Here is a 24,287-nt window from a genome sequence, read left to right on the forward strand (position 1 = left end):
GCCTGCTGCACGCGCTCCAGGACAATGTGGCGAAGTACGAGGCGCAGTTCGGGAAGATCGACGTTTCCGGCGCGCTGCCTCCGACGCTCGGCATGCCCCACTGAGCAACGGAGTTTTATTTTCTCTCCGCCCGGAACGGGACAGGGGTCCGGTTCTGGGACGCCGAGTCCGGGACTCCGCCTGTGGCCTTCCGAGCGATGCGGAGCTGGCACGCGATCTGCTCTCTGCCATTGCGAGCGCACATCGAGGCGCGCAAGGGAGAGCAGATGGAGAACCAGCAGCAGTCGGGGAGCGGCGGGAACGGGCGCAAGCCCTGGGCGGCATACAACATCGTGGAGAGGAGCGGCCGGCAGTTCTGGAACCGCGTAGGGAGCGCGTTCCACAACCACGACGGATCGATGAACATCTACCTGGACGCGCTGCCGCGCGATGGGAAGATCCAGATCCGCGAGTACGACCGCGACCGAGACAAGGAGCGCGGAGGCGCGCTGGCTGAAGAGGCGATCGAGGCCTAGGCGCCGATGCTCCCCGGACTGCTGGCAGCGCTCCTCTGCGCCGCGACGGAGCCGCTGCCGTTGCCGTCTTCGGACGGCGGCGCGGCCGCAGCCCAGGCGTCCAAGGCGCCACGCAAGAAACCGGGAAAGGCGGCGCTCACCGGCGTCCTCAACGTGAACCGCGCAACCGAGGCGGAGTTGCGGCTTCTTCCGGGTATCGGGAAACGGCGGGCAGAGCTGATCGTCGCCCGCCGGCAGAAGAAGCCGTTCGCGACGGTCGACGAGGTGGGCCGCATCAAAGGCATGCGCGCGTTGGTGCAGCGGCTGCGATCGCGCCTCACCCTACAGGGGGACACGACCTTGCGTCCGCTCCGCCCTTGACCTCGCTGGAGCGAGGGAGTAATCGGCGCACGACATCGAAGTCCGCCGCCGTGGCGCCTCCGCAGCTTGGAGGCCTCGAGGGAAGCCGGTTGAAAGCCGGCGCGGTCCCGCCACTGTAGCCGGGCAGCCAGTCCCATGAAGCCACTCGCGCCATGAAGCGGGGAAGGCGGGACGGCGCGCAGCGCGAGGGCGCTGCAGACCCGGGAGCCAGGAAACCTGCCTGGCGGCGCAAACAGCGCTTTCGCCTCTTCGAGAGAAAGAGGGGAGCCCGTGCCGCCGTCCCGCACCTCCTGTCGTCGCCTCCTGCCCTTCGCGGTGCTGCTCGCGACCGTCGCGCGCGCGCAGGAGCCCGGCGAGACCATCGAGGTGGAGGGGAACCGCCCGGAGGCATCGCCTCGCGCGCCCGCGGCGCAGACGACGGCGATCGACGTGCGCCAGTACGCAGGCGCGGTGCGGACCGTTTCCGAGTTGCTCGAGGCGGCGCCTGGCGTCACCGTGCATGCCCTTGGCGGTCCCGGCCAGACTGCGACCTTGTCGCTGCGCGGCGGCACGGCCGACCAGTCGGTGGTGCTGCTCGATGGCATCCCGCTGCAGGGTCCGGGAGGCGGCGCCATCGATCTCGCGACGGTGCCCGCCACGTTGCTCGAGCGGATCACCGTCACCCGGGGTGTGGTCGGCGCGCAATTCGGCGCCGGAGCTCTCGGCGGGGTGGTCGAGCTGCAGCCGACCGTCGCGCATGGCAACAGCAGCCTCGGCGCCCAACTCTCGGCGGGATCGTTCGGAACCATGCAGGCCGCAGCGGACGGGACGGCGGCGCTCAATGAAGGGAGCGCCGTCGTGGCGGTGCAGGCCGATCGCACTGCAGGCGGATTCGAGTTTGCGCGCCAACTCACGCCGGAGATCCCGAATGCGCCGTATTACGGGTTCACCCGTCAGAACGACGACTCGAAGCGGCTCTCGGCGATGGCGCGGGTGGCGCAACCGCTGGGAGCAGCGGAGATCGATTTGCTGGTCCAGGGTTCCGCGGGCGAGCGCGGGCTGCCCGGACCGGCGGCAGCGACCACGAGCCGGTCGCGCGAGCTCGATGCAGGAGGTCTTGCGGGCGTTCGTGTGCGCGGAACCGGCGACGGCTCCGCGTGGTCGGTCCGGACCTGGGGGCGCCTCGACCGGATCGAGCTGCGCGGGGTGCAGTCATTCGGGGATTGCGACGATGGTTCGCCGGAATGTCCACGTCTCGACCAGCGATCGTCGTCCGGCGCGGCGGAAGCAGAGTACGGATTTCTCGCCGCGCGCAGCCACTGGCTCCGCGCTTCGCTACAGGCGCGAGAGGACCGGGTCCACGGCGGCGACACCGGCTCGCATGATCGCGTCTTGTTGTCCGCCGCGCTCACTGACGACATCGCATCCGGCGGTGGATTTTCCTTTCACCCTGCCCTCCGCGTCGAGCGCGTCGGCTCCAAGACCGGCGTGAGCCCGGCGGTGACGGCATCGTGGCGTCCCGCGAACAGCGAATCGCTGGAGCTGCGCGCAGGCTCGGGATTGTCGTTCCGCGCCCCTACGTTCACCGAGCTGTATCTGGAGCGGAACGGCGTCGCCGCGAACCCCGGCTTGCGGCCGGAGCGCGCGTGGTCCATCGATGCGGGCGGAACCTGGCGCAACGGCGGCGCTGCGATCTCCGCCGGCGTCTTCTGGTCTGCTTACCGCGACCTCATCGTCTACGAGTTCTACCCCCCCGCGAAAGTGAAACCGTTCAACGTCGGCGGCGCGCGGATTGCCGGAGCCGAGCTGCAAGGCTCGGTGACGCTGCCAGCGGGGTTCCGGATCGACGCGGCGTACAGCTTCCTGCACACGGTCAACCTGCGCGAAGGCGACCAGGAGGGGCACAGCCTTTCATATCGCCCCCCGCATCGGGTGTTCGTACGGGGCGCGCGTCGAGGCGACCGCCTCGAAGGCTACTTCGAAGGCCGCTTCACCTCCGCCATGCCGCGCAATCCGTACGACACGGCGGCGCAGGCGGCCCAGCTCGTGTTCAACGCCGGTCTCGGGGTCCGTGCCGCGGGCCCGCTCTGGCTCGATTTCGAAGCGAAGAACCTTTTCGACGACCGCACCCTGGAGGACGTCTTTCAGTATCCACTGCCGGGGTTCTCGATTGCGGTCATCGCGCGCGCCCGCCTCTGACCAAGGAGACCTGCATGAAGCGCATCGTTCCAGTCCTGATCCTCGTCACCGCCTGCGGCGGCGCGAACAAGCCTCCTCCGGTGCCGACTATTGCGCTGCCGTCCGGCGACGCCCTCAAGCCCTTCGATCCTGCGCACCCGACGTTCGCCCACCCAGCGGGTGTCGCTGGATTCGCAGACAAGGTCTATGTCGCGTTGGGAAACAGTGATTCGCCGACCTTCAGGCCTTCCGGGCCCGGCATGCTCGCCGTCGTCGTCCCGAGCACCGCGAACGTGCCCGTCATCGATTTGGGGGGCAGCACCGGGAAGCAGTGCCTCAGCCCGGGGTTCGTGCGCGCCGCCGGCAATTACCTCTACGTCAGCTGCACGGGCGCATTCGGGTCGACCACCGGGGCCGCGATCGTCGAGGTAGATCCTGCAGGGAATGGGTCGGTGAGACGGGCGCTGTCGATCGGCGTCAATCCGAATGGTGTCGCCGTGGCCGGCAACCGCGTCTGGTACGGTGACACCTCCTCCGATCGAATCTTCCCGGTCGATCTTGCGACGTTCACTTCCGCCGGCGACCCGATCGCGCTCGGGTGCCCGCAGGGAAGCGACCCGATGAGCGCGTTCCGCTACATCCCCGACGTCGCGCCCATGGGAACGGACCTGTACGCGCTCTGCGCCTCCGACATCGGGGGGAAATTGTACCGCGTCGACCCGGGCACAGGCGCCATCAAGTCGCAAGTGTCGGTCGGGCCGATCGCGACCGAGCTGACGAGCACCGCCGACGGCCGGATCGCGGTCGTCAACTCCGGCGACAGCACGGTCATGCTCATCACACCGACGAGCACGGGTCTCTCGGCGCAGGTGGCGCTGACGCTGCCCAATACCCAGAACCTTCAGGACATCCGCGCGCGCGATCATTTCCTCTTCACGGTGGCGTCGCAGACGAATACCGTGCAGAAGATCGACCTCACCGCGCAGGGCGGCCCGAAAGTGGTCGCGGAGGCCAACGTGGGCGACGGCGCGAACCCCTGGAACGTCTATCCTCTCGACGACGACCAGGTCATCGTGAGCAATCTGCTGACCAACAATCTCGTCGCGATCACGAGCACCTGCGGTGCGGGCAAGGTCTGCTGGACGGTGCGCTGATGCTGCTTGTTGCCCTGCTGCTCGCGGCGGGGCCACGGCAGCATCTCGGCCCGCCGGTGCCCGCCGAGGTCCGGCGGGTGGTGACGGTGGCCCCGGCGTTGTCGGAGATCGTGCTCGCCCTCGGCGCCGGAGAGCGCCTCGCCGGCGTCACGCGCTTCGACGACGACCCGCGCGAGCGCGACCTTCCCCGGATCGGGGGCTACAACGATCCGCAGCCCGAAGCGGTCCTGGCGGTGAAGCCGGATCTCATCCTGGCGGAGCCCGCGCCGGAGAACAGGGGCCCGGTGGAGACGTTGGCGCGGCTCGGCATCGCGGTGGAGACGTTTCCCCTCTCCACCGTGGGGCACATCGAGGCCGCCATCTCGGCCATCGCGGGCTTCCTCGGCGTGCCGGAGCGAGGGCTCGCGCTGAACGCGGACCTCGAGCGCGCCCGGCAGCAGGCGCGGAAGGCCGCAGCGGGACGCAAGAGGACCCGCGCCCTGCTCGTCTTCGGACTCGATCCGCTGGTGGTCGCCGGTCCCGGCGGATTCGCCGGAGAGTTGCTCGCCGACGCGGGAGGCGAGAATGCCGCGGGAGACAATCCGTTGCCCTTCTTCCGGCTCAGCGCCGAGGCCGCGGTGCGCGCGGCGCCCGAAGCGATCGTGCTCTGTGGTATCGACGCTCCGCCCGGCCGCTCTCCCATCCCCGGACTGGAGAAGACCCGCGTGACCACGCTCCGATCGACCGCGCTCCTGCATCCCGGACCGCGCCTCCCGGAGGCGCTCTCCGACCTCGCCGCCGCGCTCCGGAGATGAAGCGCTCGGCGGCCGCGCGCGCGGCGCTGGCGGTCGCGGTCCTCATCCCCGCGGTGGCCATATCCGCGATCGTCGGGCTCTCGACAGGAGCCGGAGCGCTCTCACTGCGCGATGCCCTCGCGGGCCGCGAGCCGGATGCGACGGTGCTCTTCCGGCTGCGCGTTCCCCGGGTCATTCTGGCTGCGGAGGTGGGCGCCGCGCTTTCCGTTGCCGGCGTCGCCCTGCAAGCGCTTTTGCGCAATCCCCTCGCCGACCCCTTCGTCTTCGGCCTCTCCGGTGGCGCGGCCATCGGCACCGCCCTGGTGACGGTGGCCTCCGGCACCGCGCTCGGCGTCGCGGCCAGCTCCGCGGCGTCGTTCGTCGGCGTCCTTCCCGCGCAGTTGGCGGCGGTAGCGGGAGCGATGGCCGCCGCGCTGCTCGTCTTCACGCTCGGGCGCGCGCGCGGCCAGCTCGAGCCTGCCCGGGCGCTGCTGGTGGGCGTCGTCTTCAACTCCTTCGCTTCCGCGCTGGTGCTTTCGGTGGAAGCGGTCCTCCGGCCCGATCAGATGCAGGCGGTCTCCCTCTGGCTGGCGGGCGCTCTCGGGTACGAGCCGATGCCCCTGCTCACCGGCGCCGCGCTCGCCCTGGTGGTGCCGGCGCTGGTGCTCGTGGCCCTCGCGGGACGGCTCAATCTGCTCGCGCTGGGCGACGAGGGCGCCGCCGCCCTCGGCGTGGACGTGGGCCGCACGCGCATTTTGGCCTTCTTCGCCGCGAGCGCAGCCGTGGGCATCGCGGTGGCGTTCACGGGCTTGGTCGGATTCGTCGGCCTGATCGTGCCGCACGCCGTCCGCCTGCTCACCGGTCCCGATCACCGGGTGGTGCTTCCTGCCTCCGCGCTTGGGGGAGCGGCCTTCCTGATCCTCGCAGATGCCCTCGCCCGCGTCCTCTTTCGCGGCCTCGGCGCGGAGCCGCCGGTCGGCGCCGTGACCGCCATCGTCGGAGCGCCGCTCTTCGTCCTCTTGATGCGGAGCCGCCGGTGACGTTGCTCGAAGGCCGCGAGCTGCGCTACCGGCATTCCGCAGGGGCCTCGGAGGCGGTCGCGGGGGCCTCGCTCGCCGTGGCGCGCGGTGAGGTGGTCGGCGTGATCGGGCCCAACGCCGCCGGAAAGAGCACCCTCGCGCGCCTCTGCTGCGGGCTGTTGCCGGCCCAGCACGGCACGCTGCTGCTGCAGGGCGCGCCGCTGGCCAGGCTCTCGCGCCGCGACCGCGCCCGCCGGGTCGCATTCCTGTCCCAGAATCCGCCGCACGATCTCTCCTTCACCGCCCGCGAGGTTGCCCTGATGGGGCGCGCGCCCCACCTCGGCCTCTGGTCCCTGGAGGGACCGCACGATCTGGAGCGCGCGAACGCGGCGCTCGAGGAAGTCGACGCGCTGGATCTCGCCGATCGTCCGGTCTCCCAGCTTTCGGGCGGAGAGCGCCAGCGCGTCTTTCTCGCCCGCGCGTTCGCGCAGGAGGCGGCGCTGCTGGTGCTGGACGAACCGACCGCGGCTCTCGATCTCGCGCACCAGGTCCTGCTGGTGAACGCCCTCCGCCGCAGGGCCCGCGACGGCGGCGGCGCGCTCCTCGTGCTGCACGATCTTGCGCTCGCCGGCGCCGCCTGCGACCGGCTCGTCTTGATGCACGTCGGCCGGGTGGTGGCGGAGGGCGCGCCCGCCGACGTCTTGCGCCCCGAGGTCCTCGAGCCCGTCTACGGAACGGAAGTCGAGGTGATGGCAAATCCGGCGACCGGACAGCCGCTGGTCGCTCCGCGCATCTCGCGGTGACGCTCACTGCAGATAGATGGTCAGGCCGCCTTCGAAGAACTGGTCGTAGGGTCCCTCTACGCGCCTGCGCCAGACGACCTGCAGGCCACCCTTCTCGCTCAAGAGACCGATCCCCGCCGAAAGCCACCACTGCCGCGCCGTCGCATCCCAGGTTGCGCCGCCGCGCAAGGCCATGGCGTCACCGAGCAGCAGTTCCCCGCCCAGCGCCGCCTTGCTCTTCACGTTGCTCGAGTCGGACAGGTCGGCGCGGTAGTCGACCGACAGGTGCCAGTCCGTGTCGGTTCCCCACGCCATCGCCGCGGTCGCAGTGAGCGGGAAGAGTGGAATCTTCTCGAGGGACACATTCTGCAGCACGGCCGCCCAGGAGAAGTTCCCCCGACGCGCGAGCAGACCGAAATCCTGCGCCCACTTCTGCACCAGTCCGTCGGGCGTGTGGAACCGGAGGAACTTCGTCTCGCCTCCGAGAAAGAGATTTTGGCCGACGGCGCCGGAATATCCGAAGCCGACGCTCCATCCCTCGCCGCGCCCCGACGGTTGTCCGCTGGCCCACCGCGACCACATGAGCCCGGTCGCGACCGGGCTGGAAACCGAATCCACCAGGCTCGCCAGGACCGCCTGGGCGGGATAGCGGGAGTCGTACAAGCCGTCGAGCTCGAGATGATAGCGGTGCCCCTGCGACAGGCCGGCCGGGTTCACCGAAAGGGCATCGTTGCCGGTCGCGATCGCCGCGTGCGCCCCGCCCATCGCCGTGGCCCGCGGAGGGTCCACATTGGTGGGCCACGGAGCGCCTGGATCCTGGACGCGATTGTCCGCGAACGCCGCTCCGGCGCCGAGCAGCAGGGCAAGTACGCAGCGCATCCGCCCACAATATAGCGGTGGTCTGCGTCAGACCCCTTTGCTACCTTGCGCGCCGCGATGAAGCACCCGCTGCGCAAGGTCGTCATTCCCGCCGCCGGCCTGGGGACGCGTTTCCTCCCCGCCACCAAGGCCATCCCCAAGGAGATGCTCCCCATCGTCGACACCCCCACCATCCAGCTCGTCGTCGAAGAGGCGGTGAAGGCGGGCGTCGAGCAGGTCGTCGTGGTCAACGGCCGCGGCAAGTCGGCCATCGAGGACCACTTCGATCGCAGCTACGAGCTGGAGGACACGCTCTCCCGCAAGAAGAGCAGCGAGCTCTTCCGGCAGGTCCGCCGGATCAGCGACATGGTGCGCCTGGTCAGCGTCCGGCAGAAGGAACCGCTCGGGCTCGGCCATGCGGTGCTCGCGGCCAAGCCGGCCATCGGCGACGAATGGTTCGGCGTCCTGCTCGGCGACGACCTGATCGATTCCGACGACCCGGCCATCGGACAGCTCGCCCGCGTGGCCACGCAGACGGGAAAAGCGGCGGTGGCGCTGATGCCGGTGCGCGACGACCAGACGCACATGTACGGCGTGGCCGCCGGTCAACCGCAGGCGGACGGGAACATCCTCGTCGACCGCATCGTGGAGAAACCTCCGCGGGGATCCGCCCCCTCCAACCTGGCGGTGGTGGGCCGGTACCTGCTGCCTCCCGACGTCTTCGGCATCCTCGAGAAGGTGAAGCCGGGAGCGGGAGGCGAGATCCAGCTCACCGACGCTCTCGCGGTCCTCGCGCAGCAGGGCCGGCTGATCGGCGTCCGCTTCCAGGGCGAGCGCCACGACGCCGGCGACCGGCTCGGCTACCTCCAGGCGAACCTCGCCTACGCCCTGAAGCGGCCGGAGCTGCGCGATCCGTTGCTCGAGTACCTGCGTCAGGTGGTGAAGCAATGAAGCTCCTCGCCGCGCTTCTTCTCGCGTACGTGCCTTCCGCGGAGTCGCTGCTCAAGCAAGCAGCGGCCCGGGCGCAGACCCTCGCGCGCACCCGCGAGGTGACTTTGTCCGGCGCGCTGGCGGTCGGCGGAGATCCGCAGCGCAACGCGCACCTCGTGCTGCGTTTTCCCCTCCAGTGCCGCCTCGACGGCGAGGGCGGCCTCTCGCTCTCGGTCAAGGGGACGGTCGAGAACCCCGGTGCCGTCGGCGAAGGCACTGCCGGTCCTGCGCTCCGGTTGCTCCAGCTGGCCTGCCCCTTCCTCGCCCACCGCGGAATCCCCAGCGCCGAGGGTCAACAGATGTTCCGGGCGGCCGCCCACGCGGTGGGTGCGGACGTGGCCGCGGGCGCCGGACTGTCGCGATTCGGCGACCGGGTCACCTGGGTGCTCGGCGCTCCGGCACACGATCTCTCCACTCCGCAGCTCTGGCTGTACAAGGACAACAATGCGCCCGCGCGGCTGATCGCGCAGGGCGGCGCCGACCTGCGCCTGTTGGAGTACGGCAATCCCGCCGCGGGGGAGTGGTTTCCTCGCGTCATCGAGCTGTGGACGTCGGGTCAGCTCGCCGCCCGCTTCGAGGTGCTGGAGGCGAAGGGCGTGCGCGCGGCGTCGCAGGAAGAGGAAGACGATTCCCGCGAATGAGCTGTACGCGGTCGCGCTGAACGTTCCCGCCGCGGAAGGAATCTTCACCTACCGCATCGCGGCCGAGCTCGGCGTGGCGGAGGCAGGGCGGCGCGTCCTGGTTCCTCTCGGGCGCCGCACCGAAACCGGGATCGTCGTCGGTCCCGCCCAGCCGCAGGAGGAGGTGCGCGACGCCATCCGGCTGCTCGACGAAGCTCCGCTCCTGACTCCCGAGATCGTCGGCCTCGCGCGGTGGGCGGCGGCGCACTACCTCGCTCCATTGGGACCCGCGTTGAAAGCGGCGCTCCCGCCCGGAATGGACGTCCGCGACGTCTTGATTCCAAGGCTGACGGATGCGGGGCGGCAGGCGCTCGAGGGAGGGCAGCTCGATCTTCCGGGGCAGGAGGAGGAGCTGCGCCGCGCGCTGCGGAAGGTGGTCGCCGGGACGAAGCTGGCGCGGGCGCATCTCGGCGATCTGGCCAAGCGCGGCCTGGTGACGTTGGCGCGCGAGGAAGCGCGGCCGCGGGTGGCGGAACAGCTCGTCGAGATGGCCGCGGCGGTGCCTCCTGCGTCGGCGGAGTCGCCGCGCCGGGCTCCGCGGCAGGCGGAGGTGCTGGCCTGGCTCCTCGCGCGAGGCGAGGCCGTCCCGGTCGAGGAAGTGGTCGCCGCGTTTCCGCGGGCGCGGCCGCATTTGCGCGCGCTCGCCGCTCGCGGGCTCGTCCGGCTCGAACGGGTCCCCCCCGGGCCGGCGCGGGTCGTCGAAGGTCCCTGGGGAGATCAGCGGCACGATCCGACGGACGCGCAGGCGCACGCCTTGCGGGAGCTCAGCGCGGCCACCGATGCGCGGGTGTTCGCTCCGTTCCTGCTCCACGGCGTGACCGGGAGCGGAAAGACCTGGGTCTATCTCGAGGCCATCGCGCACGCGCGCGCCAGTGGGCTCGGCGCGTTGGCTCTGGTCCCGGAGATCGCGCTGACGCCGCAGCTCGCCGGCCGTTTCCGCGCCCGGTTCGGTGGGGACGTCGCGGTGCTCCACTCCGGGCTGTCCGCGGGCGAGCGCGTCGCCGAGTGGCACCGGGTGCGCGACGGCCGTGCCGGGATCGTGGTCGGCGCCCGCAGCGCGGTCTGGGCACCCGTACGGCAGCTCGGGATCATCGTCGTCGACGAGGAGCACGAGCCTTCGTACAAGCAGGAAGACCGGCTGCGGTACCACGCCCGCGACCTCGCTCTGGTCCGCGCGCAGCGGGCAGGCGCGGTGGCGGTGCTCGGCAGCGCGACGCCGTCGCTGGAGACGCTGCGGCGCGCGCAGGAAGGGAAGCTGCGCGTCCTGCGACTGCCGGAGCGCGTCGAGGCCCGGCCGCAGCCGCCCGTCACGGTGGTGAGAAGGCCTGTCTCCGACCAGCTCTTGACGGCGGACCTGTCGGCGGCGTTGCGCGAGACGGTCTCGCGCGGAGAACAGGCCATCCTCTTCCTCAACCGCAGGGGGCATACGCGTATCCTGCTCTGCTCCGCCTGCGGCGCCGCCGTCGGGTGTCCCAACTGCTCGGTCGCGCTGGTGCTCCACCGCGCCGGCAAGGAGCGCCTGCGCTGCCATCTCTGCGGACACGACGAGGCGCCTCGCCGCGCCTGTGCCGCCTGCGGCGCGGTCAAGCTCGCTCCGCTCGGGGGCGGGACGGAGAAGGTCGAGGAGCAACTCGAGGCCGTGGTGCCGCAGGCGCGCGTGGCGCGGCTCGATCGCGACGCCGCGGGCGGCCCGGGGCAGGCAGCCGCGGTGCTTGCGCAATTCGCCCGCCGGCAGATCGACGTGCTCGTCGGAACGCAGATGGTTGCCAAGGGCCACGATTTTCCCGGCGTGACGCTGGTGGGGGTGCTCGACGCCGACGGGCCGCTTCACCTGCCGGATTTCCGCGCGGCGGAGCGTTGCATCCAGCTCCTCTCCCAGGTCTCGGGCCGGGCGGGTCGCGGCGATGTGCCCGGGCGGGTGCTGGTGCAGGCGTTCAAGCCCGATGCGGTCGCGCTCGACTACGACGCGTTCGCGGCAGAAGAGCTGCGACGTCGGGAGAGGCTGCGCTTTCCGCCGTTCGTGCGCCTCGCCGCGGTCCGATTGTCGGGAAATTCGGAAGTGCGCGTGCGCGGCGCCGCGGAACGCGCCGCGTCGGCGGCGCGCCGGTTCGCATCGGGAGGCGACGCGCTCGATGTCCTCGGCCCGGCGCCGGCGCCGCTGGCGAAGGTGCGTGGAAAGCATCGCTGGCAGCTGTTGCTCAGGGCGCCAGACCACGCGCCGCTCCACCGCGTCGGGCGCGCCCTGCAGGCCTCCCATCGGGTGCCGGGTGTGCAACTGGCGGTCGACGTGGACCCGGTGGCGCTGCTTTGACGCCCCGTCGGTCACTGAATCGGAGGCGGCGCTTCGGAATCCCATTCTGGCGGTGACCCCACGCCATGAATATACTGGCCTATTACCGCCCGGTTGGACGGCCGGGGAGCGAGAAAGCATGGCATTGCGAGAAATCATCATCTGGCCCGACCCCCGCCTGAAGCAGAAGGCCAAGCCTGTCGGCGACGTCGACGCCAGGATTCGCAAGCTCTGCGACGACATGGCGGAGACGATGTACGAGGCCAACGGCGTCGGGCTCGCGGCTCCGCAGGTCGGCGTGCACCTCAACGTGATTGCCATGGACGTGGATCAGCGCGCCGCCGCCGAGGGCGAGGAGCCGAAGAAGAAGGGCGAAGGTCTGTTCTGGCTGATCGACCCGGTGCTCAAGCTCGGCGAGGGCGAGTTCACGTACACGGAGGGGTGCCTCTCCGTCCCCGACGAGTACGAAGAAGTGACGCGCTTCGGCCATATCGTCGTCGAGTACACGGACCGGGATGGCAAGCGGAAGCAGAAGGAAGCGACGAACACCCTCCTTTCCGTCTGCGTCCAGCACGAGATGGACCATCTGCACGGCAAGCTCTTCGTCGACCATCTGAGCGCGCTCAAGCGCGAGCTGATCCGCCGGAGGATGAAGAAGCTGAAGACGCAGCGGGAGGCTGAACGCAAGGGTGAGGCCACCGCGCTCTGAGGTCTCGGCTCGATCCGGCCACCGGAATCCGATTGAATCGCGGGAACCCCGGCGCGTCCCATGACTCTGGAAGGAGCGCGCCATGCTCGCGTTGGTCGCCGTCCTCCTTTGTGCGCCGCCCGTCGGGCAGCTCCTGGAGCTGCGCGAAGGGACGCTGACCTATACCGTGGTGCACAAACTGCATGAGGTGCGGGGAACGACCCGGCAGGTGGAAGGACGCGCTCTGGCCCAGCCCGACGGAACCATTCGGGTGCAGGTGCGCGCGAAAGTGGCTTCGTTCGACAGCGGGAACTCGAATCGCGACGAGCACATGCGGGAAGCGACGCACGAGCCCGTGCATCCGTACGCGGAGGTGAAGGGCACGCTTTCCGGCGTCAACCTCCCCCTGCGGCAGATGCAAGAGGCGACGTTGCACGCTACCGTGGAGCTCAATGGCGAAAAGCAGACGCAGGATGTGCCGGTGAAGCTCGAGCCGGCCGAGGCGGGAGTTCGAGCCACCTTCTCGTTTCCCTTCAGTCTCGACGCCTTCAAGGTGGAGCGACCGGAGCTGCTGCTGATCAAGGTCGACGACCGGGCGACCATCGCCGGCGATCTCCGCTTCGAGGCCGCCAAGTGATCGCGCTTGCGGTGACGCTCGTGCTCTCGCTGCAAGGCGAGCAGCCGGCACCTCCGCAGCCGGCTCCCGAGGACATCGAGCTCCTTCCCACCCCCGCCGCTCCCGATGCCGAGACCGTGGCGCAACAGCAGCAGCTCGATCGCGAGCTGCGGACGCGGCGGAAGATGCTCCAGCTGCATCAGCTCGGCGGAATGCTGACGCTCGCCACCCTCGGCGCAACGGTGATCTTCGGACAGCTGAACTACATCGACAAGTACGGTGGCGGGGGCGATACCGGACGTTGGTACGACTGGCATCGCTTCAGCGCGTTCACCGCCGCCGCTCTCTTCGCCGGTACGGGCGCCCTCGCATTGTTCGCTCCCAGCCCGCTGGAGAAGCGCAAGCGGCTCGACACGGTGATGCTGCACCGGATCGCGATGGGTGTCGCCACGGTCGGGATGGTGACGCAGATCGTCCTTGGCTTCGTCACCGCGAGCAAGGGTGGATCGATCTCCCAGCGCGACTTCGCGCTGGCGCACCAGATCGTCGGCTTCGCCACCTTCGGCGCCACCGCCGTGGGATTCGGAGTCCTCACCTTTTGATCGCTGCTACGCTCCGCGCGTGGAGGACCGGAACCGGGCGCATCATCGCCGCGATCGCCTCGGCGCGAAACGCCGATTCGACGAAGTCGAGTGCACCGTCTCCCACCTGTTGCGGTTTCCCCATCCGGCGCTCGGCGGCCGCCGGTACGGCGAGGCACTGCTGCAAGGCCTGGGCGCCCGCGGCCTCGGGCCCGGCCGCAGCGGCGCCGTCGAGATCGGCGGCGGCGCCGGTCACGTGGCGGAGGCCGCCTGGCGCGGCGATGCGGGACCGTTCACCAAGGCCCGGTGGACGGCGATCGACCTGTCGCCGTCCCTGATCGCGGCGCAGCGACGTCGCGCACAGGAACCTTCCCAGCCGGGCGGCCGGCATCCGCGCTGGTCGGGGCTGCGCGCGGACTGCCTGGATCTTCCGCTCGCTTCGCATTCCATCGACGGACTGGTCCTCGCGAACGAGGTGATCGCCGATCTTCCCGTCGAATCGGGCAGGAACACCGGCGCCATCCGCCTGATCGGCGAGCTCGCGCGCGTCCTTCGCAGCGGTGGCGCCGCGCTGCTCACGGAGTTCGGCGGGGACTTCGCCCCGGGTCCGATCCGTCTCCTCGGCGCCTTCGCCGAAGGCGAGCACGTGGAGTGGTCGATCGATTTCCGGCAGCTTCGCGCGGCGGCGGCGGCGGCCGGCCTCCTCGTGGAAGAGCTTCCGCTGCACGAGCTCCTCGGCACCGATCTCTCCGTCCGCTGCGCCAGCTATACCGACCTGTGGAGGCTGCGCCGTTTCGCTTCCTGCGAAGTCTTCGCCGCGCCCGAGGCCGAGGTCCGCCGGCGCTTCCCGCTGCTCTCACGGGTGCTCGCCCTCGAGCTGCCGCCGCTCGGGTCTCCACGATGGCCGGACGCCACCGCGCCCGCCGGATTCGCGCAGCTCTTCCGGGCGCTGATCCTGCGCCAGCCCTGAAAGGCGCACCGCCGCGCAGCAGGGCGCACAAGTGCCCGCAGTGACGCACGTTTCACTCGCTCGCCTCCGTGGCCGGGGCAGCCGTTTTGTCGCTCCCGGAAGTGGGGTTCGGTAGCGTCGTCCATGCCTCTGCCGAATGGAGAAAACATGCGATTCACCGTCATCGCCGCCGCCGCGTTCCTGATCGCCAGCGCGGCCATCGCGCAGGAACAACACCCGCCGGAGACGAGCGGAATGAGCGGCCAGAATCAGCCGGACGCCGCCGCCGGCAATCAGGCCTTTGCGGATCCGTCGCTGCTCTTCAGCGGCACCCCGGGCGCGTTCATCGGGCTCGCGGTCAACAACATCCAGGGCGAAGGCTCCTACGCCTCCACGGTGATCAATACCGAGTTCAGCCTGGGACCGGTGGGCGTCGGCCTCTCGCTTCCGCTCAACCTGCTCCTCTGGAACAACGATCAATGCTGCACCGGCGCGTACACGCGCGACTCGAAGACGTATGGCGGGATCCTCCGCCGCCGCGACTGGGACGAGGCGCAGGACTATACGAAGCTCGTCCGCTTCGTCCGCTACGGCAACAAGCGCGATCCGCTGTACGTGCTCGCGGGCCAGCTGTGGGGCGCCTCGATCGGACACGGCACGCTGGTCAACCGGTATTCGAACTCGCTCAGCCTCGACCACCCCAAGGCCGGCCTCGCCATGGACGTGAACACGGAGTGGGCCGGCGTCGAGACCCTGACGGACTGGGTGGGCAATCCGACCTTGATGGCCGGCCGCGCATATGTCCGGCCGTTCGGCGGAACCCCCGTGCTTCGCGGTTGGGCCATCGGCGTGAGCGGCGCGGTCGATCGCAGCGCCCCGATCGGCGTCGCGGGGCCGCTCCAGTCGGACGGGGAGGGGAACCCGATCATTCCCAACCACCAGGCCATCTACGCGGGCGGCATCGACACCGAATACGAGGTGCTGCGCAACTCGCTGATCAGCCTGATCCCGTATGCCGATTTCAACCGCATCGCGGGAGCCGGAAACGGCATCCACGCCGGCGTTCTCGCCGACGTCCGCGTTCCGGTGCCGCTTCTCGAGCTGAACGTCCAGGCGAAGCTCGAGTATCGGATGATGCAGCCCGGCTACATCCCCGAATACTTCGATCAGGTCTACGACCTCGGACGCGTCCAGTACGCGGTCCAGACGCCGACGGGCTCGGCTTACGTCTCGAAGTACGATGCGGCGCAGGCGGCCCACGGCGGCGACACTTCCTTCAGCCAGCGCGGTTACTACGGCGAGCTGGCATTCGGGTTCGCGGGACTGGTGCAGATCGGCGGCCTCTACCAGGACCGACAGGGTGACCCGAACGGGGCGTCCTTCGGCCTCTTCGCGACGGTGCCGAAGTTCGACGTGATCAAGGCGTCGGCATACTACCTGCGCAAGAACATGAAGAGCGGGTTCGACGACGCGTTCCGCCTCGACGAGCGCTCGCTGCTCGCCGCCTCGCTGGCGTACAAGGTCTGGGGCCCCGTTTACTTCCGGGCGGATTTCCGCCGCCAATGGGTGCTGCAGCCCGGCCAGACGCAGATCACGGCGGTCGACAGCTTCACCGCCGGAATGGCGACGTTCATCGCCTTCTGAGGCCGGCCGCCGCGTCGAGTGACATTCGGGGCGTCTTTCCTTATCTTCCCGCCCCCATGCCGACGCCCTGGAAAGCGGCCGACATCCGCGAATCCTTCCTCCGCTTCTTCGAAGAGCGGGGGCACAGGCGAGTGAAGAGCTCCTCGCTCGTTCCGCAGAACGATCCGACGCTGCTCTTCACGAACGCCGGCATGAACCAGTTCAAGGACGTCTTCACCGGGCGCGAGACCCGCGACTACAAGCGCGCGGTCTCTTCGCAGAAGTGCGTCCGCGCCGGCGGAAAGCACAACGACCTCGAGAACGTCGGATTCACGGCCCGGCACCACACCTTCTTCGAAATGCTCGGGAACTTCTCCTTCGGGGACTACTTCAAGAAGGAGGCCATCGCCTGGGCCTGGGAGTTGGTCACCCGTGTCCTCGCCATGCCCGCCGACCGGCTCGCCGTCACGGTCTTCCGCGACGACGACGAGGCGGAGGCGCTCTGGCGCTCGATCGGCGTCCGCAAGGAGCGCATCTTCCGGCTGGGCGAGAAGGACAACTTCTGGGCGATGGGACCGACCGGACCCTGCGGGCCGTGCAGCGAGATTCATCTCTACCGGCTCGCGGGAGGCAACCAGGCGCAGATCGACGAGCACGCCCACCGCTTCTTCGCTCTCGATCAGGCCGAGCAGCTCGGCAGCGACTCGTGGATGGAGCTGTGGAACCTGGTCTTCATGCAGTTCGAGCGGAAGGAACCGGATGGTCCGCTGAGCCCACTGCCGAAGCCGTCGATCGACACCGGTGCCGGCCTCGAGCGCGTCGCCGCCGCCGTCCAGAACGTTCCCTCGAACTACGACACGGACCTTCTCCGCCCGCTGATCGACGAAGCTGCGCACATCTCGGGGAAGACGTATTCGCCGACCGACGCCGTCGACGCGCACGGCCCCTCGGCGTCGATGCGCGTAGTCGCCGACCACTCCCGCGCGGCCGCGTTCCTGCTGGCCGACGGCGTCCTGCCCTCCAACGAAGGCCGCGGTTACGTGCTGCGGCGGATCCTGCGGCGCGCGATCCGTCACGCGCAGCGGCTTTCGCCCGAGCCATCGTTGTATGCCCGCGTCTGCGCGAAGGTCGTCGCGATCATGGGAGACGCTTATCCGGAGCTGGTCTCCTCGCGCGCGCGGATCCTCGAGACCGTCCAGCACGAGACCGAGCTGTTCCTGCGCACGCTGGACCGCGGCAACGCCATTCTCGCGGAAGAGATCTCCCGCGGCAGGCAGGTCTCCGGGGAGTTGGCGTTCAAGCTCCACGACACCTACGGATTTCCCCTCGACCTGACCCAGGTCATCGCGGCGGAGAACGGCGCGACCGTCGACGTCGACGCTTTCGAGAAGCTGATGGACGAACAGCGCGCCCGCGGAGCCTTCGCCGGCTCGGGCGAGGCTGCCGTCGCCGACGTGCACAGGATCCTCGCCAGCGAGATGGGGGAGAACGAATTTCTCGGATACCAGGAGGTCGCATCGGAGGCGACGCTCCGGGCGATCCTCGTCGGCGGAAAGAGGGTGCCGAAGATCTCCGCCGGAGAGGAAGGAGAGCTGACTTTCGACCGGACTCCTTTCTACGGCGAGTCCGGCGGGCAGCTCGGCGACACCGGCTTCGTGACCAGCAACGCTTCGCGGGCGCGGATCCTCGACACCCAGCGCCCCGTTCACGGCCTGATCGTCCACAAGGCAAAGGTGCTCGAGGGAACGTTCACGGCGGGCGAGAAGGTCGAGCTGATCGTCGATGCCGACCGGCGGGCAGGGCTGCGCCGCAACCACAGCGCGACGCACCTGTTGCACCGGACCCTGCGCGAGGTCCTCGGCGAGACCGTGAAACAGGCGGGATCCGTCGTGGCTCCCGACTACCTGCGCTTCGACTACACGGCGTACCAGCCGCTCACCGACGAGCAGCGCATGGAGATCGAGCGGCGCGTCAACCAGCTGGTCTACGAGAATCACGAGGCCGAGACGAAGGTGATGGATCCGGAATCGGCGATGAAGTCCGGTGCCATCGCCTTCTTCGGGGACAAGTACACGCAGCTGGCCAAGGTGCGCGTCCTGCAGATCGGCCCGTCGGTCGAGCTGTGCGGCGGCACGCATGTCTCGCGGTCGGGAGACATCGGCTTCTTCAAGGTCGTCAGCGAGGGCGCGATTGCAGCCGGCGTCCGCCGCATCGTGGCGGTGACGGGCCCTGAGGCGCTGAAGCTGGTGCACGAGGAAGAGCAGCAGCTCGCGCGCGCGGCGGCCGCGCTCCGCACCGCGCCCAAGGAAGTCGCCACCCGCGCCGAGCAGGCCGCGAGCCGGATCCGGGAGCTCGAACGGGAGCTGGAAGCGCTGCAGCGGAAGCAAGCCGCGGCGAAATCGAGCGAGCTGGCACAGGGGGCGCGCGAAGTGCGCGGCGTCAAGGTCGTGTCGGCACGCCACCACACCGGAGAGCCGGAGGCGTTGCGGGAGCTGGCCGACAAGCTGCGGGACCAGCTCCGGAGCGGCATCGTCGTGCTCGGAGGCGAGAAGGACGGCAAGGCCAACCTGCTCGTCGCCGTCACCAGTGATCTTTCCAAGAAGTACCCCGCCGGCAATCTGGTGAAGGAACTGTCGAAGACGCTCGGCGGACGAGGCGGCGGAAAACCCGAGCTCGCGCAGGCGGGCGGCGGCGATCCGGCACAGCTCGACGCTGCGCTGGCCCGCGCCTACGAGCTCGTCTGAAGCCACTGCGCGAGCGTGCGCTGCGCTCGCGCGGGGTCCGGCGACTCGATCCGGACCTGCTTCTTCCGGCTCCTGGCACCGCTGATCAGGACGCATCGCCTGCGGGGCACCCGCAAGGCTTCTGCCAGAAACCCGAGCAGCGCATCGTTGGCCGCGCCGTCAACCGCGCGCGCGGCGATGCGGATCCTGATCGCTTCGGCGTGGATCCCATGCGTCTCGGTGCGGCGCGCGCCCGGCTGCGCGTGCACCGAGATCTCCAGATCGGGCCCGACCCATCGATAAATTGACACGTGCGCTCCTTTGATCGCCCGGTCCGATTTTGACACCATGGTCGCGTTTCGGGACCCTTCTCTCGCAGCTCGCGCCTCTGAGCGGTCCGGCATGGCGGCTGCAGACGTTCCTCCGCGCCGCGTCCGCGGCCACCTCGGAGGACTTGATGCACGACGAGAAGCTCTTCTCCGCTGCCGGCGATCCGCTGCGTTACGTCGACGCGCGGTTCGAGCCGGTGGACCCGCTCTTCGACGCCGACGAGCCGGTGGTCGCGTTCTTCCGTCGCAGAAAACCGCGGTCGAGCGCAGCGGCGGCAGCCGCCATCGCCGCTTGTCTCGCGTGCAGCGGCGAACATCCGGCTGCGACTCCCGCGCCGGACGCCATCCTGGTGCAGCTCGAGCGCGGCGCGGCGCCGCCGCCCACGGTTGCACGGGACGACGTCGGTCCGCCCATCGTGCCGCTTCCCACGCTCGCACCTGAGGAGGACGCGCCTCTGCTCCGCGTGCCCATCGAGGCCGGGACGGACCCGGTGGCAGCAGCCGCGGAGGCAGCCGCGAGCGCCGGCGTCTCCTTCGCGGAACCCATCTACGTCTACCAGACGCGCCGCGTCCCGAACGATCCGAGGTATGGCGACCTCTGGGGGCTGGAAAAGATCGGCGCGCCTTCGGCCTGGGCGCGCTCGACAGGCGAGCGCTCCGTGGTCGTCGCGGTGGTGGACGACGGCGTCGCCACGGATCATCCCGATCTCGCCTCGAACATCTGGCGCAACCCGTCGGAGCTCGAAGGCAACCGGCGGGACGACGATCTCGACGGTTACGTGGACGACGTCAACGGCTGGGATTTCGTGGACGACGACAACGATCCGTCGCCGGCGAAATCGGGAGAGGAACGCTGGCACGGGTCGCACGTCGCCGGCACCATCGGAGCCGCCGGGGACAATCGCCTCGGCGTCGTGGGCGTGAACTGGAAGGTGGCGCTGATGCCGTTGCGGGCCATCGGGACGCGCGGCGGGCGCACGGATCATCTCGCGAAGGCCATCGACTTCGCCACCGAGCACGGAGCGCGGGTGATCAATGCGTCCTGGGGCGGTGCCGGCAACAGCCAGGTCATCGCGAATGCGGTCGCGCGCGCCAATCGCAAGGGCGTCCTCTTCGTCGCTGCTGCCGGAAACGACTCCGCTCCGTCTCCGTCGTTTCCCGCGAATCTAGGAATTGAAAACGTCATTTCGGTCGGCGCCACCACTCGCGAAGACCGGTTGGCTGTCTTCTCCGACCGCGCCGCCATGGTCGCGGCGCCCGGAGTCGACATCCTCTCCACCACTGCGCCGGGCAGATACGAAAGCTACGAGGGAACGAGCATGGCGGCGCCGCACGTCGCCGGTCTCGCTGCGCTTCTCTGGGCAACCCATCCGGCGGCGACGCTCGCGCAGGTGCGGAAGGCCCTCTTCGACTCGGCCGTTGCCGTCCGTGGCGTCGAACGCGGACGCGTCGATGCCATGCGCGCCCTGGCGGCGCTCGATCATGACGCGGCGCCGGGGGCCGCTTCCTTGAGGCTCTCGCGCGACGCGCTCACTTTCAATGTGCGCCCCGGCCGCATGCCGCGAGCCCAGACCATTACGCTCCACACCGATGGAGGTGGTTCGACGGCGTTCACGGTCGCCGCCGACCAGCCATGGATCGTTCCGGGCAAGACGAAGGCGGAGACGCCGGCGCGCATCACCATTCGCGTCGATCCCGCTGGATTGCGGTCGGAGACGAGCGAGGGGCACGTCACCTTCACCGTCGAGGGCAAATCGGCTGCCACGCTCAAGGTCACCGCACGAGCCGGCGCCGCACCCCTTGTCGCCGTCCAAGGCGAAGGGTGCGACTTGCGCGAGGGCAAGCTTCACGCCCGCGCCGGAGCGGGCTGCGCGGTGACTTTCGCGGACGGCGAAACCGCAGACGTGACCTGGGTCTTTCCGGACGGCGCGCAGGTCTCCGGAGGGCGGATGTACGGTCAATTCGTTCGTCGGGGCGAGTTCCAGCTGGTGCTCGGTTCCAGCGAGGGCGATACGGATTCGCTCCCCGTGGTCATCGAGTGATTGGTTCTGTGCGATGGTGCGCGCCATGCCGGCGCGACAGCTCTGGGCCTTTCTCACCGAGCGCGACGTGCGGGAGCTGATCGATCAGATCGGGGCGCGGGAGCCGGGTCTGGCGGTATCGCAAGGGCGGTATCTGCGCGGCGAACCGCAGGCGCTCCTGCGCGATCCGCGGGCGCTGGAGCGGCGCGATTCACTGCCGGGGGAACGCCGTCTCTATCTCTTGCACGCGAAGTACAGCGCCGACATCGTCACCCATTTGCAGCCGGCAGGGCCGTTCGCCGGCTGGACGCAGATCGACGAGGAGAAGACGGATTGCATCGTGATCCGTCTGAAGCAGGCGCCCGAAGGGGAGCTGGAGCCGGCGCGCATCTATGCGCATGTCACGTATTGGAGAGCGGCGGACAAGGAGCGCAAGCGGCCGATGTTCTCGATCTGGGCGAGCCAGACGCTGAAATGGATGGCCGCGAGACTGCCGCCGACGTCAGCGAAGATGATCCGGATCGGCGCCGACGCCTTGGCGCAGGCGAAGGGCGGCCAGGTCCGCCTCAGGTATCTCTACCGCACCATCCAACCCTAGCGCGCCGGCTGTCCCGCAGCGCCGCGGCGGTCCGCGCCCTGGCTCGGGACTAGACGTCGAGGATGAGATACCCGAGCGGTTTCTCCAACCTGCGCAGTACCGGCAGGGCGACGTTGACCACCGGGACACCGCCGCGGGTCGCCCCGCGCAACGTCCCGCGATGAGCATGGCCGTGGACGGCGAGGTTGGGTCGGAGCTGATCGAGCGGGCCGGAAAGGCGGGTGGCGCCGAGGAAGGGGAAGATCTCCAGCGGCTCGCCTTCGAGCGTCTGCCGGCACGGCGAATAGTGCAGCAACGCCACGCGGTGGCGGGTACGGAGCTGGAACAGCGCCTTCTCCAGCTTGAGCTCCTCGGCGATGCAGGCGTCGACGAACGCCTTCATCGCTTCCTCCCCGAACCGCTGCAGTTGCGCCAGCTCGAATCCGCCCGCGAACCCCTTGATGCCGGCGACACCGAGGTCGTTGAGCGTCCACGGCTCTCCGTCGAGCACGTGCACTCCGGAATCGCAGAGGATTTTCTTCACCTCGGCGGCCGTGCCACCCTCGTAATCGTGATTGCCGAGCACCGCGCACTTCACCATCTTGATCTGCGACAGCTCCTCGGCGAGCCAGCTTGCCTCTTCCACCGTGCCGTGGTCTGTCAGGTCGCCGGCGAGCAAGAGCACTTCGGCTTCCTGGTCCACTCCCGAGAGGGCGACGGCGATGTTGCGGCGCGTGTCCGCCCGGCAATGGAGATCACCGACTGCGGCGATGCGCATCGTGCGTTCCTCGATCGGGATACTCGACCGGGTAGGTCCGATCGCCGGTCCAGCCCTCGGTCTCCGTCTCGCGGGCGTCCCGATACCCCTCGACGTTCGTCTCGTGCAGGTACTGCTGCCGCGAAAGCAGCGTTCCGCGGCAAACGCGGTCCGCGCCTGCGGGCTCGGACTCGCGTTGCTCGAGGCGCCGGATGAGCTCGCGCATCACCGCCTCGGGAACCTGATCCTTCTCGCAGGAAAAGGCGTATCGGTACGTGATCAGGTGGACGAGAAGGACTTCCCAATGGCGCTCCCCGAAGCGCTTCAGCAGATGGTCCCAGTCGAGTTGCCGGCCTTTGCAGCGCAGCAAATGGTGGATATCCGCGCCGTCGAACCTCTCGCGCTCCTGGATGAAAGCCTTCTGCCAGATCATCTCTTCCGCCGGCACGATCAGCGCCTGGAGCCCGAGCACGGTGCCAGGGGCGGCCCGGCTGCGCCATTGCTCGTCCACCGTTGCGATGCCGTTCCCGGAGGAGAAGATCAGGTCGACGAACCAGGGGCCCGAGTACGCCTTGGCCAGCCAGATCTCGTCGGTCATCTCCGTGCGGTACCCGGCGCGCGCCAGCACGTCGAGCGCGCGCTGGACCTGGTCCTTGCGCAGGAACAGGTCGAGATCCTTGGTGTCACGCCAGATGCCGGTGTGCGTCTTCAGGGCGTACGCGCCGCCGACCAAGGGCTCGAACCCCTGCTCCTGGAGAAGGCGCAGCGCCTCTCGGTGCGCCTCGTGCTCCGCTTGTCCCGCGGCGCTCTGCTGCTCCGGCGCGATCTGCACACGGGCAAGGTGGGGATGGAGGGAAGCGAGGGCAAACAGGCTCGCAACAGACATCGAGCGATCCTGCGCGTCGAAGCCGGTCACCGTGCGTGCGAAACACGGCGCCGCCCGCCCGACGTCCGGACGCGACGGGCAGGCAAACGCCGCCCCGCCTTGCGGGCCGGGGCGCGCCCACGACCCCGCCCCGACGGGCGCGCCCGCCATCTCGGCTGACACGACGGGCAGTAGTAGGTGCTCCTGCCACCCTGCACGATGCGTTCGATGGCCGTCCCGCACGTGCTGCAGGGTTCTCCAGCGCGGTCGTACACGAGGAAGACGTTCTCTCCACCCTCTTCGACGTAGGTGATCGGCTCCGGGCTGTCCTCGTCCGTCAGCGTCGCGCGCAGCGAGGCGCCGATGGCCTCGGCGAGCCGCTCCGTCTCCTCGCGCGTCATCGAATGGGCCGGCCGCCGTGGATCGATGCCCGCGCGGTGAAGCGACTCGGAGACCTGGATGTTCCCCAGACCCGCCAGGGTCCGCTGGTCCATCAACGCCTCCTTCATCGACCTCCTGGTCCGCGACAACACCGCATGCAGGCGATCCACGTCGATCCCCTCGAGCGGATCGGGACCGAGCGCCCGCAGCGCCTCGGAGGCGCGGAGCTCCGGGATCCTGCCGCGGATCAGTCGCCCGAACAGGCGCATGTCGCGGTAGTCCACCGCGTGTCCGTCCTCCAACGTCAGCGAGGCCCGCACGTGAGACGGTTTGGGCTCTTCGGTGCGACGGCGCACCCACTTCCCCGTCATCCCCAGATGCGAGATCAGTCCTTCGCCTCCGTCGAACGAAAGCAGCATCCATTTTCCGAGTCGCTCGATGCCCGCCAGCCGGCGACCGACCAGCCCGCCGAACCGGGCCTGTGTCTGACCGCGGATGACGCGCGACTTCTCGGCCCGGGCAGACACGATGCGGCGGCCTTCCAGCCACGACCGAAGCTGCCGCGACGCAATCTCCACCTCGGGAAGCTCGGGCATGCC

22 protein-coding genes and 1 riboswitch are annotated in these 24,287 nt (G+C 69.5%); of the genes, 17 read left to right on the forward strand and 5 right to left on the reverse strand.

The features are described 5' to 3' along the window. The first annotated feature begins 230 nt into the window (after window positions 1-230). The 7 genes from E6J58_06680 to E6J58_06710 all read left to right on the forward strand — a co-directional run bounded on the left by E6J58_06680 (window position 231) and on the right by E6J58_06710 (window position 6,781). Window positions 231-515, forward strand: coding sequence for a hypothetical protein (locus E6J58_06680; protein TMB39588.1), 285 nt, complete (start codon window positions 231-233; stop codon window positions 513-515). A 6-nt stretch (window positions 516-521) separates the two neighbouring features. Continuing rightward, complete coding sequence (locus tag E6J58_06685) at window positions 522-875, forward strand: helix-hairpin-helix domain-containing protein (protein TMB39589.1); 354 nt, start codon at window positions 522-524, stop codon at window positions 873-875. 34 nt (window positions 876-909) lie between these two features. Beyond that, window positions 910-1,114, forward strand: a riboswitch (cobalamin riboswitch). A 31-nt stretch (window positions 1,115-1,145) separates the two neighbouring features. Then, entirely contained in the window at window positions 1,146-3,053 is a 1,908-nt protein-coding gene (locus E6J58_06690; protein ID TMB39590.1) for a TonB-dependent receptor, read from the forward strand. 14 nt (window positions 3,054-3,067) lie between these two features. After that, on the forward strand, window positions 3,068-4,186 hold the full coding sequence (locus E6J58_06695) for a hypothetical protein (GenBank protein TMB39591.1): 1,119 nt from the start codon (window positions 3,068-3,070) through the stop codon (window positions 4,184-4,186). Further along, window positions 4,186-4,980, forward strand: a complete 795-nt coding sequence (locus E6J58_06700; protein TMB39592.1) for a hemin ABC transporter substrate-binding protein — start codon at window positions 4,186-4,188, stop codon at window positions 4,978-4,980. The genes E6J58_06695 and E6J58_06700 overlap by 1 nt, the downstream gene beginning before the upstream one ends. After that, complete coding sequence (locus tag E6J58_06705; GenBank protein ID TMB39593.1) at window positions 4,977-5,999, forward strand: iron ABC transporter permease; 1,023 nt, start codon at window positions 4,977-4,979, stop codon at window positions 5,997-5,999. The genes E6J58_06700 and E6J58_06705 overlap by 4 nt, the downstream gene beginning before the upstream one ends. Further along, on the forward strand, window positions 5,996-6,781 hold the full coding sequence (locus tag E6J58_06710) for an ABC transporter ATP-binding protein (protein ID TMB39594.1): 786 nt from the start codon (window positions 5,996-5,998) through the stop codon (window positions 6,779-6,781). Before E6J58_06705 ends, E6J58_06710 begins: the two co-directional genes overlap by 4 nt. 3 nt (window positions 6,782-6,784) lie before the next feature. On the opposite strand, the gene E6J58_06715 is transcribed toward E6J58_06710, so the two are convergent. Next, window positions 6,785-7,639 (reverse strand): hypothetical protein, encoded by an 855-nt coding sequence (locus tag E6J58_06715; protein ID TMB39595.1) that lies wholly within the window; start codon window positions 7,637-7,639, stop codon window positions 6,785-6,787. A 57-nt stretch (window positions 7,640-7,696) separates the two neighbouring features. On the opposite strand from E6J58_06715, the gene galU reads away from it, so the two are divergent. From galU to alaS, 8 genes are all read left to right on the forward strand, one after another. Further along, the gene (gene galU, locus E6J58_06720) at window positions 7,697-8,569 is read left to right on the forward strand and encodes a UTP--glucose-1-phosphate uridylyltransferase GalU (GenBank protein ID TMB39596.1); all 873 of its coding nucleotides are present in this window, start codon (window positions 7,697-7,699) and stop codon (window positions 8,567-8,569) included. Beyond that, complete coding sequence (locus E6J58_06725) at window positions 8,566-9,249, forward strand: hypothetical protein (protein ID TMB39597.1); 684 nt, start codon at window positions 8,566-8,568, stop codon at window positions 9,247-9,249. The genes galU and E6J58_06725 overlap by 4 nt, the downstream gene beginning before the upstream one ends. 295 nt (window positions 9,250-9,544) lie before the next feature. After that, complete coding sequence (priA, locus tag E6J58_06730) at window positions 9,545-11,599, forward strand: primosomal protein N' (protein ID TMB39668.1); 2,055 nt, start codon at window positions 9,545-9,547, stop codon at window positions 11,597-11,599. A gap of 118 nt (window positions 11,600-11,717) precedes the next feature. Next, window positions 11,718-12,287 carry a peptide deformylase gene (gene def, locus E6J58_06735; GenBank protein ID TMB39598.1) on the forward strand — a complete coding sequence of 190 codons (570 nt, stop codon included), beginning with the start codon at window positions 11,718-11,720 and terminating at the stop codon, window positions 12,285-12,287. Window positions 12,288-12,369: 82 nt separating this feature from the next. After that, the gene (locus tag E6J58_06740) at window positions 12,370-12,903 is read left to right on the forward strand and encodes a YceI family protein (GenBank protein TMB39599.1); all 534 of its coding nucleotides are present in this window, start codon (window positions 12,370-12,372) and stop codon (window positions 12,901-12,903) included. A 456-nt stretch (window positions 12,904-13,359) separates the two neighbouring features. Continuing rightward, on the forward strand, window positions 13,360-14,433 hold the full coding sequence (locus E6J58_06745; GenBank protein ID TMB39600.1) for a class I SAM-dependent methyltransferase: 1,074 nt from the start codon (window positions 13,360-13,362) through the stop codon (window positions 14,431-14,433). Between the two features lie 147 nt (window positions 14,434-14,580). Beyond that, window positions 14,581-16,056: a hypothetical protein gene (locus tag E6J58_06750; protein ID TMB39601.1), complete on the forward strand. Its 1,476-nt coding sequence runs from the start codon at window positions 14,581-14,583 to the stop codon at window positions 16,054-16,056. Window positions 16,057-16,112: 56 nt separating this feature from the next. Beyond that, window positions 16,113-18,779 carry an alanine--tRNA ligase gene (gene alaS, locus E6J58_06755; protein ID TMB39602.1) on the forward strand — a complete coding sequence of 889 codons (2,667 nt, stop codon included), beginning with the start codon at window positions 16,113-16,115 and terminating at the stop codon, window positions 18,777-18,779. Here the strand turns inward: alaS and E6J58_06760 are convergent. Next, entirely contained in the window at window positions 18,764-19,108 is a 345-nt protein-coding gene (locus E6J58_06760) for a DUF167 domain-containing protein (GenBank protein ID TMB39603.1), read from the reverse strand. The genes alaS and E6J58_06760 overlap by 16 nt on opposite strands. Before the next feature lie 107 nt (window positions 19,109-19,215). Between E6J58_06760 and E6J58_06765 the strand changes: the two genes are divergently transcribed. Both E6J58_06765 and E6J58_06770 read left to right on the forward strand, forming a co-directional pair. After that, window positions 19,216-21,129, forward strand: a complete 1,914-nt coding sequence (locus E6J58_06765; GenBank protein ID TMB39604.1) for a hypothetical protein — start codon at window positions 19,216-19,218, stop codon at window positions 21,127-21,129. A 25-nt stretch (window positions 21,130-21,154) separates the two neighbouring features. Then, window positions 21,155-21,706 carry a hypothetical protein gene (locus tag E6J58_06770; GenBank protein ID TMB39605.1) on the forward strand — a complete coding sequence of 184 codons (552 nt, stop codon included), beginning with the start codon at window positions 21,155-21,157 and terminating at the stop codon, window positions 21,704-21,706. Between the two features lie 49 nt (window positions 21,707-21,755). On the opposite strand, the gene E6J58_06775 is transcribed toward E6J58_06770, so the two are convergent. From E6J58_06775 to mutM, 3 genes are read right to left on the reverse strand one after another with little or no spacing between them, the layout of a single operon-like run. Next, entirely contained in the window at window positions 21,756-22,463 is a 708-nt protein-coding gene (locus tag E6J58_06775; protein TMB39606.1) for a metallophosphoesterase, read from the reverse strand. Then, window positions 22,441-23,478: a nucleotidyltransferase family protein gene (locus E6J58_06780; GenBank protein ID TMB39607.1), complete on the reverse strand. Its 1,038-nt coding sequence runs from the start codon at window positions 23,476-23,478 to the stop codon at window positions 22,441-22,443. The genes E6J58_06775 and E6J58_06780 overlap by 23 nt, the downstream gene beginning before the upstream one ends. Further along, window positions 23,355-24,284, reverse strand: coding sequence for a bifunctional DNA-formamidopyrimidine glycosylase/DNA-(apurinic or apyrimidinic site) lyase (mutM, locus tag E6J58_06785; GenBank protein ID TMB39608.1), 930 nt, complete (start codon window positions 24,282-24,284; stop codon window positions 23,355-23,357). Before mutM ends, E6J58_06780 begins: the two co-directional genes overlap by 124 nt. Window positions 24,285-24,287: the final 3 nt, after the last annotated feature.

It is taken from the genome of Deltaproteobacteria bacterium (genome assembly GCA_005879535.1).
Taxonomy (GTDB): domain Bacteria; phylum Myxococcota; class Myxococcia; order Myxococcales; family 40CM-4-68-19; genus 40CM-4-68-19.

Bases quoted from the DNA above. Each gene is read 5' to 3' on its own strand.
- E6J58_06685 (TMB39589.1), top strand. From the start codon at position 522: ATGCTCCCCGGACTGCTGGCAGCGCTCCTCTGCGCCGCGACGGAGCCG.
- E6J58_06695 (TMB39591.1), top strand. From the start codon at position 3,068: ATGAAGCGCATCGTTCCAGTCCTGATCCTCGTCACCGCCTGCGGCGGC.
- E6J58_06700 (TMB39592.1), top strand. From the start codon at position 4,186: ATGCTGCTTGTTGCCCTGCTGCTCGCGGCGGGGCCACGGCAGCATCTC.
- E6J58_06705 (TMB39593.1), top strand. From the start codon at position 4,977: ATGAAGCGCTCGGCGGCCGCGCGCGCGGCGCTGGCGGTCGCGGTCCTC.
- E6J58_06715 (TMB39595.1), bottom strand. From the start codon at position 7,639: ATGCGCTGCGTACTTGCCCTGCTGCTCGGCGCCGGAGCGGCGTTCGCG.
- galU (TMB39596.1), top strand. From the start codon at position 7,697: ATGAAGCACCCGCTGCGCAAGGTCGTCATTCCCGCCGCCGGCCTGGGG.
- E6J58_06725 (TMB39597.1), top strand. From the start codon at position 8,566: ATGAAGCTCCTCGCCGCGCTTCTTCTCGCGTACGTGCCTTCCGCGGAG.
- priA (TMB39668.1), top strand. From the start codon at position 9,545: ATGGACGTCCGCGACGTCTTGATTCCAAGGCTGACGGATGCGGGGCGG.
- def (TMB39598.1), top strand. From the start codon at position 11,718: ATGGCATTGCGAGAAATCATCATCTGGCCCGACCCCCGCCTGAAGCAG.
- E6J58_06740 (TMB39599.1), top strand. From the start codon at position 12,370: ATGCTCGCGTTGGTCGCCGTCCTCCTTTGTGCGCCGCCCGTCGGGCAG.
- E6J58_06750 (TMB39601.1), top strand. From the start codon at position 14,581: ATGCGATTCACCGTCATCGCCGCCGCCGCGTTCCTGATCGCCAGCGCG.
- alaS (TMB39602.1), top strand. From the start codon at position 16,113: ATGCCGACGCCCTGGAAAGCGGCCGACATCCGCGAATCCTTCCTCCGC.
- E6J58_06760 (TMB39603.1), bottom strand. From the start codon at position 19,108: ATGGTGTCAAAATCGGACCGGGCGATCAAAGGAGCGCACGTGTCAATT.
- E6J58_06765 (TMB39604.1), top strand. From the start codon at position 19,216: ATGCACGACGAGAAGCTCTTCTCCGCTGCCGGCGATCCGCTGCGTTAC.
- E6J58_06770 (TMB39605.1), top strand. From the start codon at position 21,155: ATGCCGGCGCGACAGCTCTGGGCCTTTCTCACCGAGCGCGACGTGCGG.
- E6J58_06775 (TMB39606.1), bottom strand. From the start codon at position 22,463: ATGCGCATCGCCGCAGTCGGTGATCTCCATTGCCGGGCGGACACGCGC.
- E6J58_06780 (TMB39607.1), bottom strand. From the start codon at position 23,478: ATGGCGGGCGCGCCCGTCGGGGCGGGGTCGTGGGCGCGCCCCGGCCCG.
- mutM (TMB39608.1), bottom strand. From the start codon at position 24,284: ATGCCCGAGCTTCCCGAGGTGGAGATTGCGTCGCGGCAGCTTCGGTCG.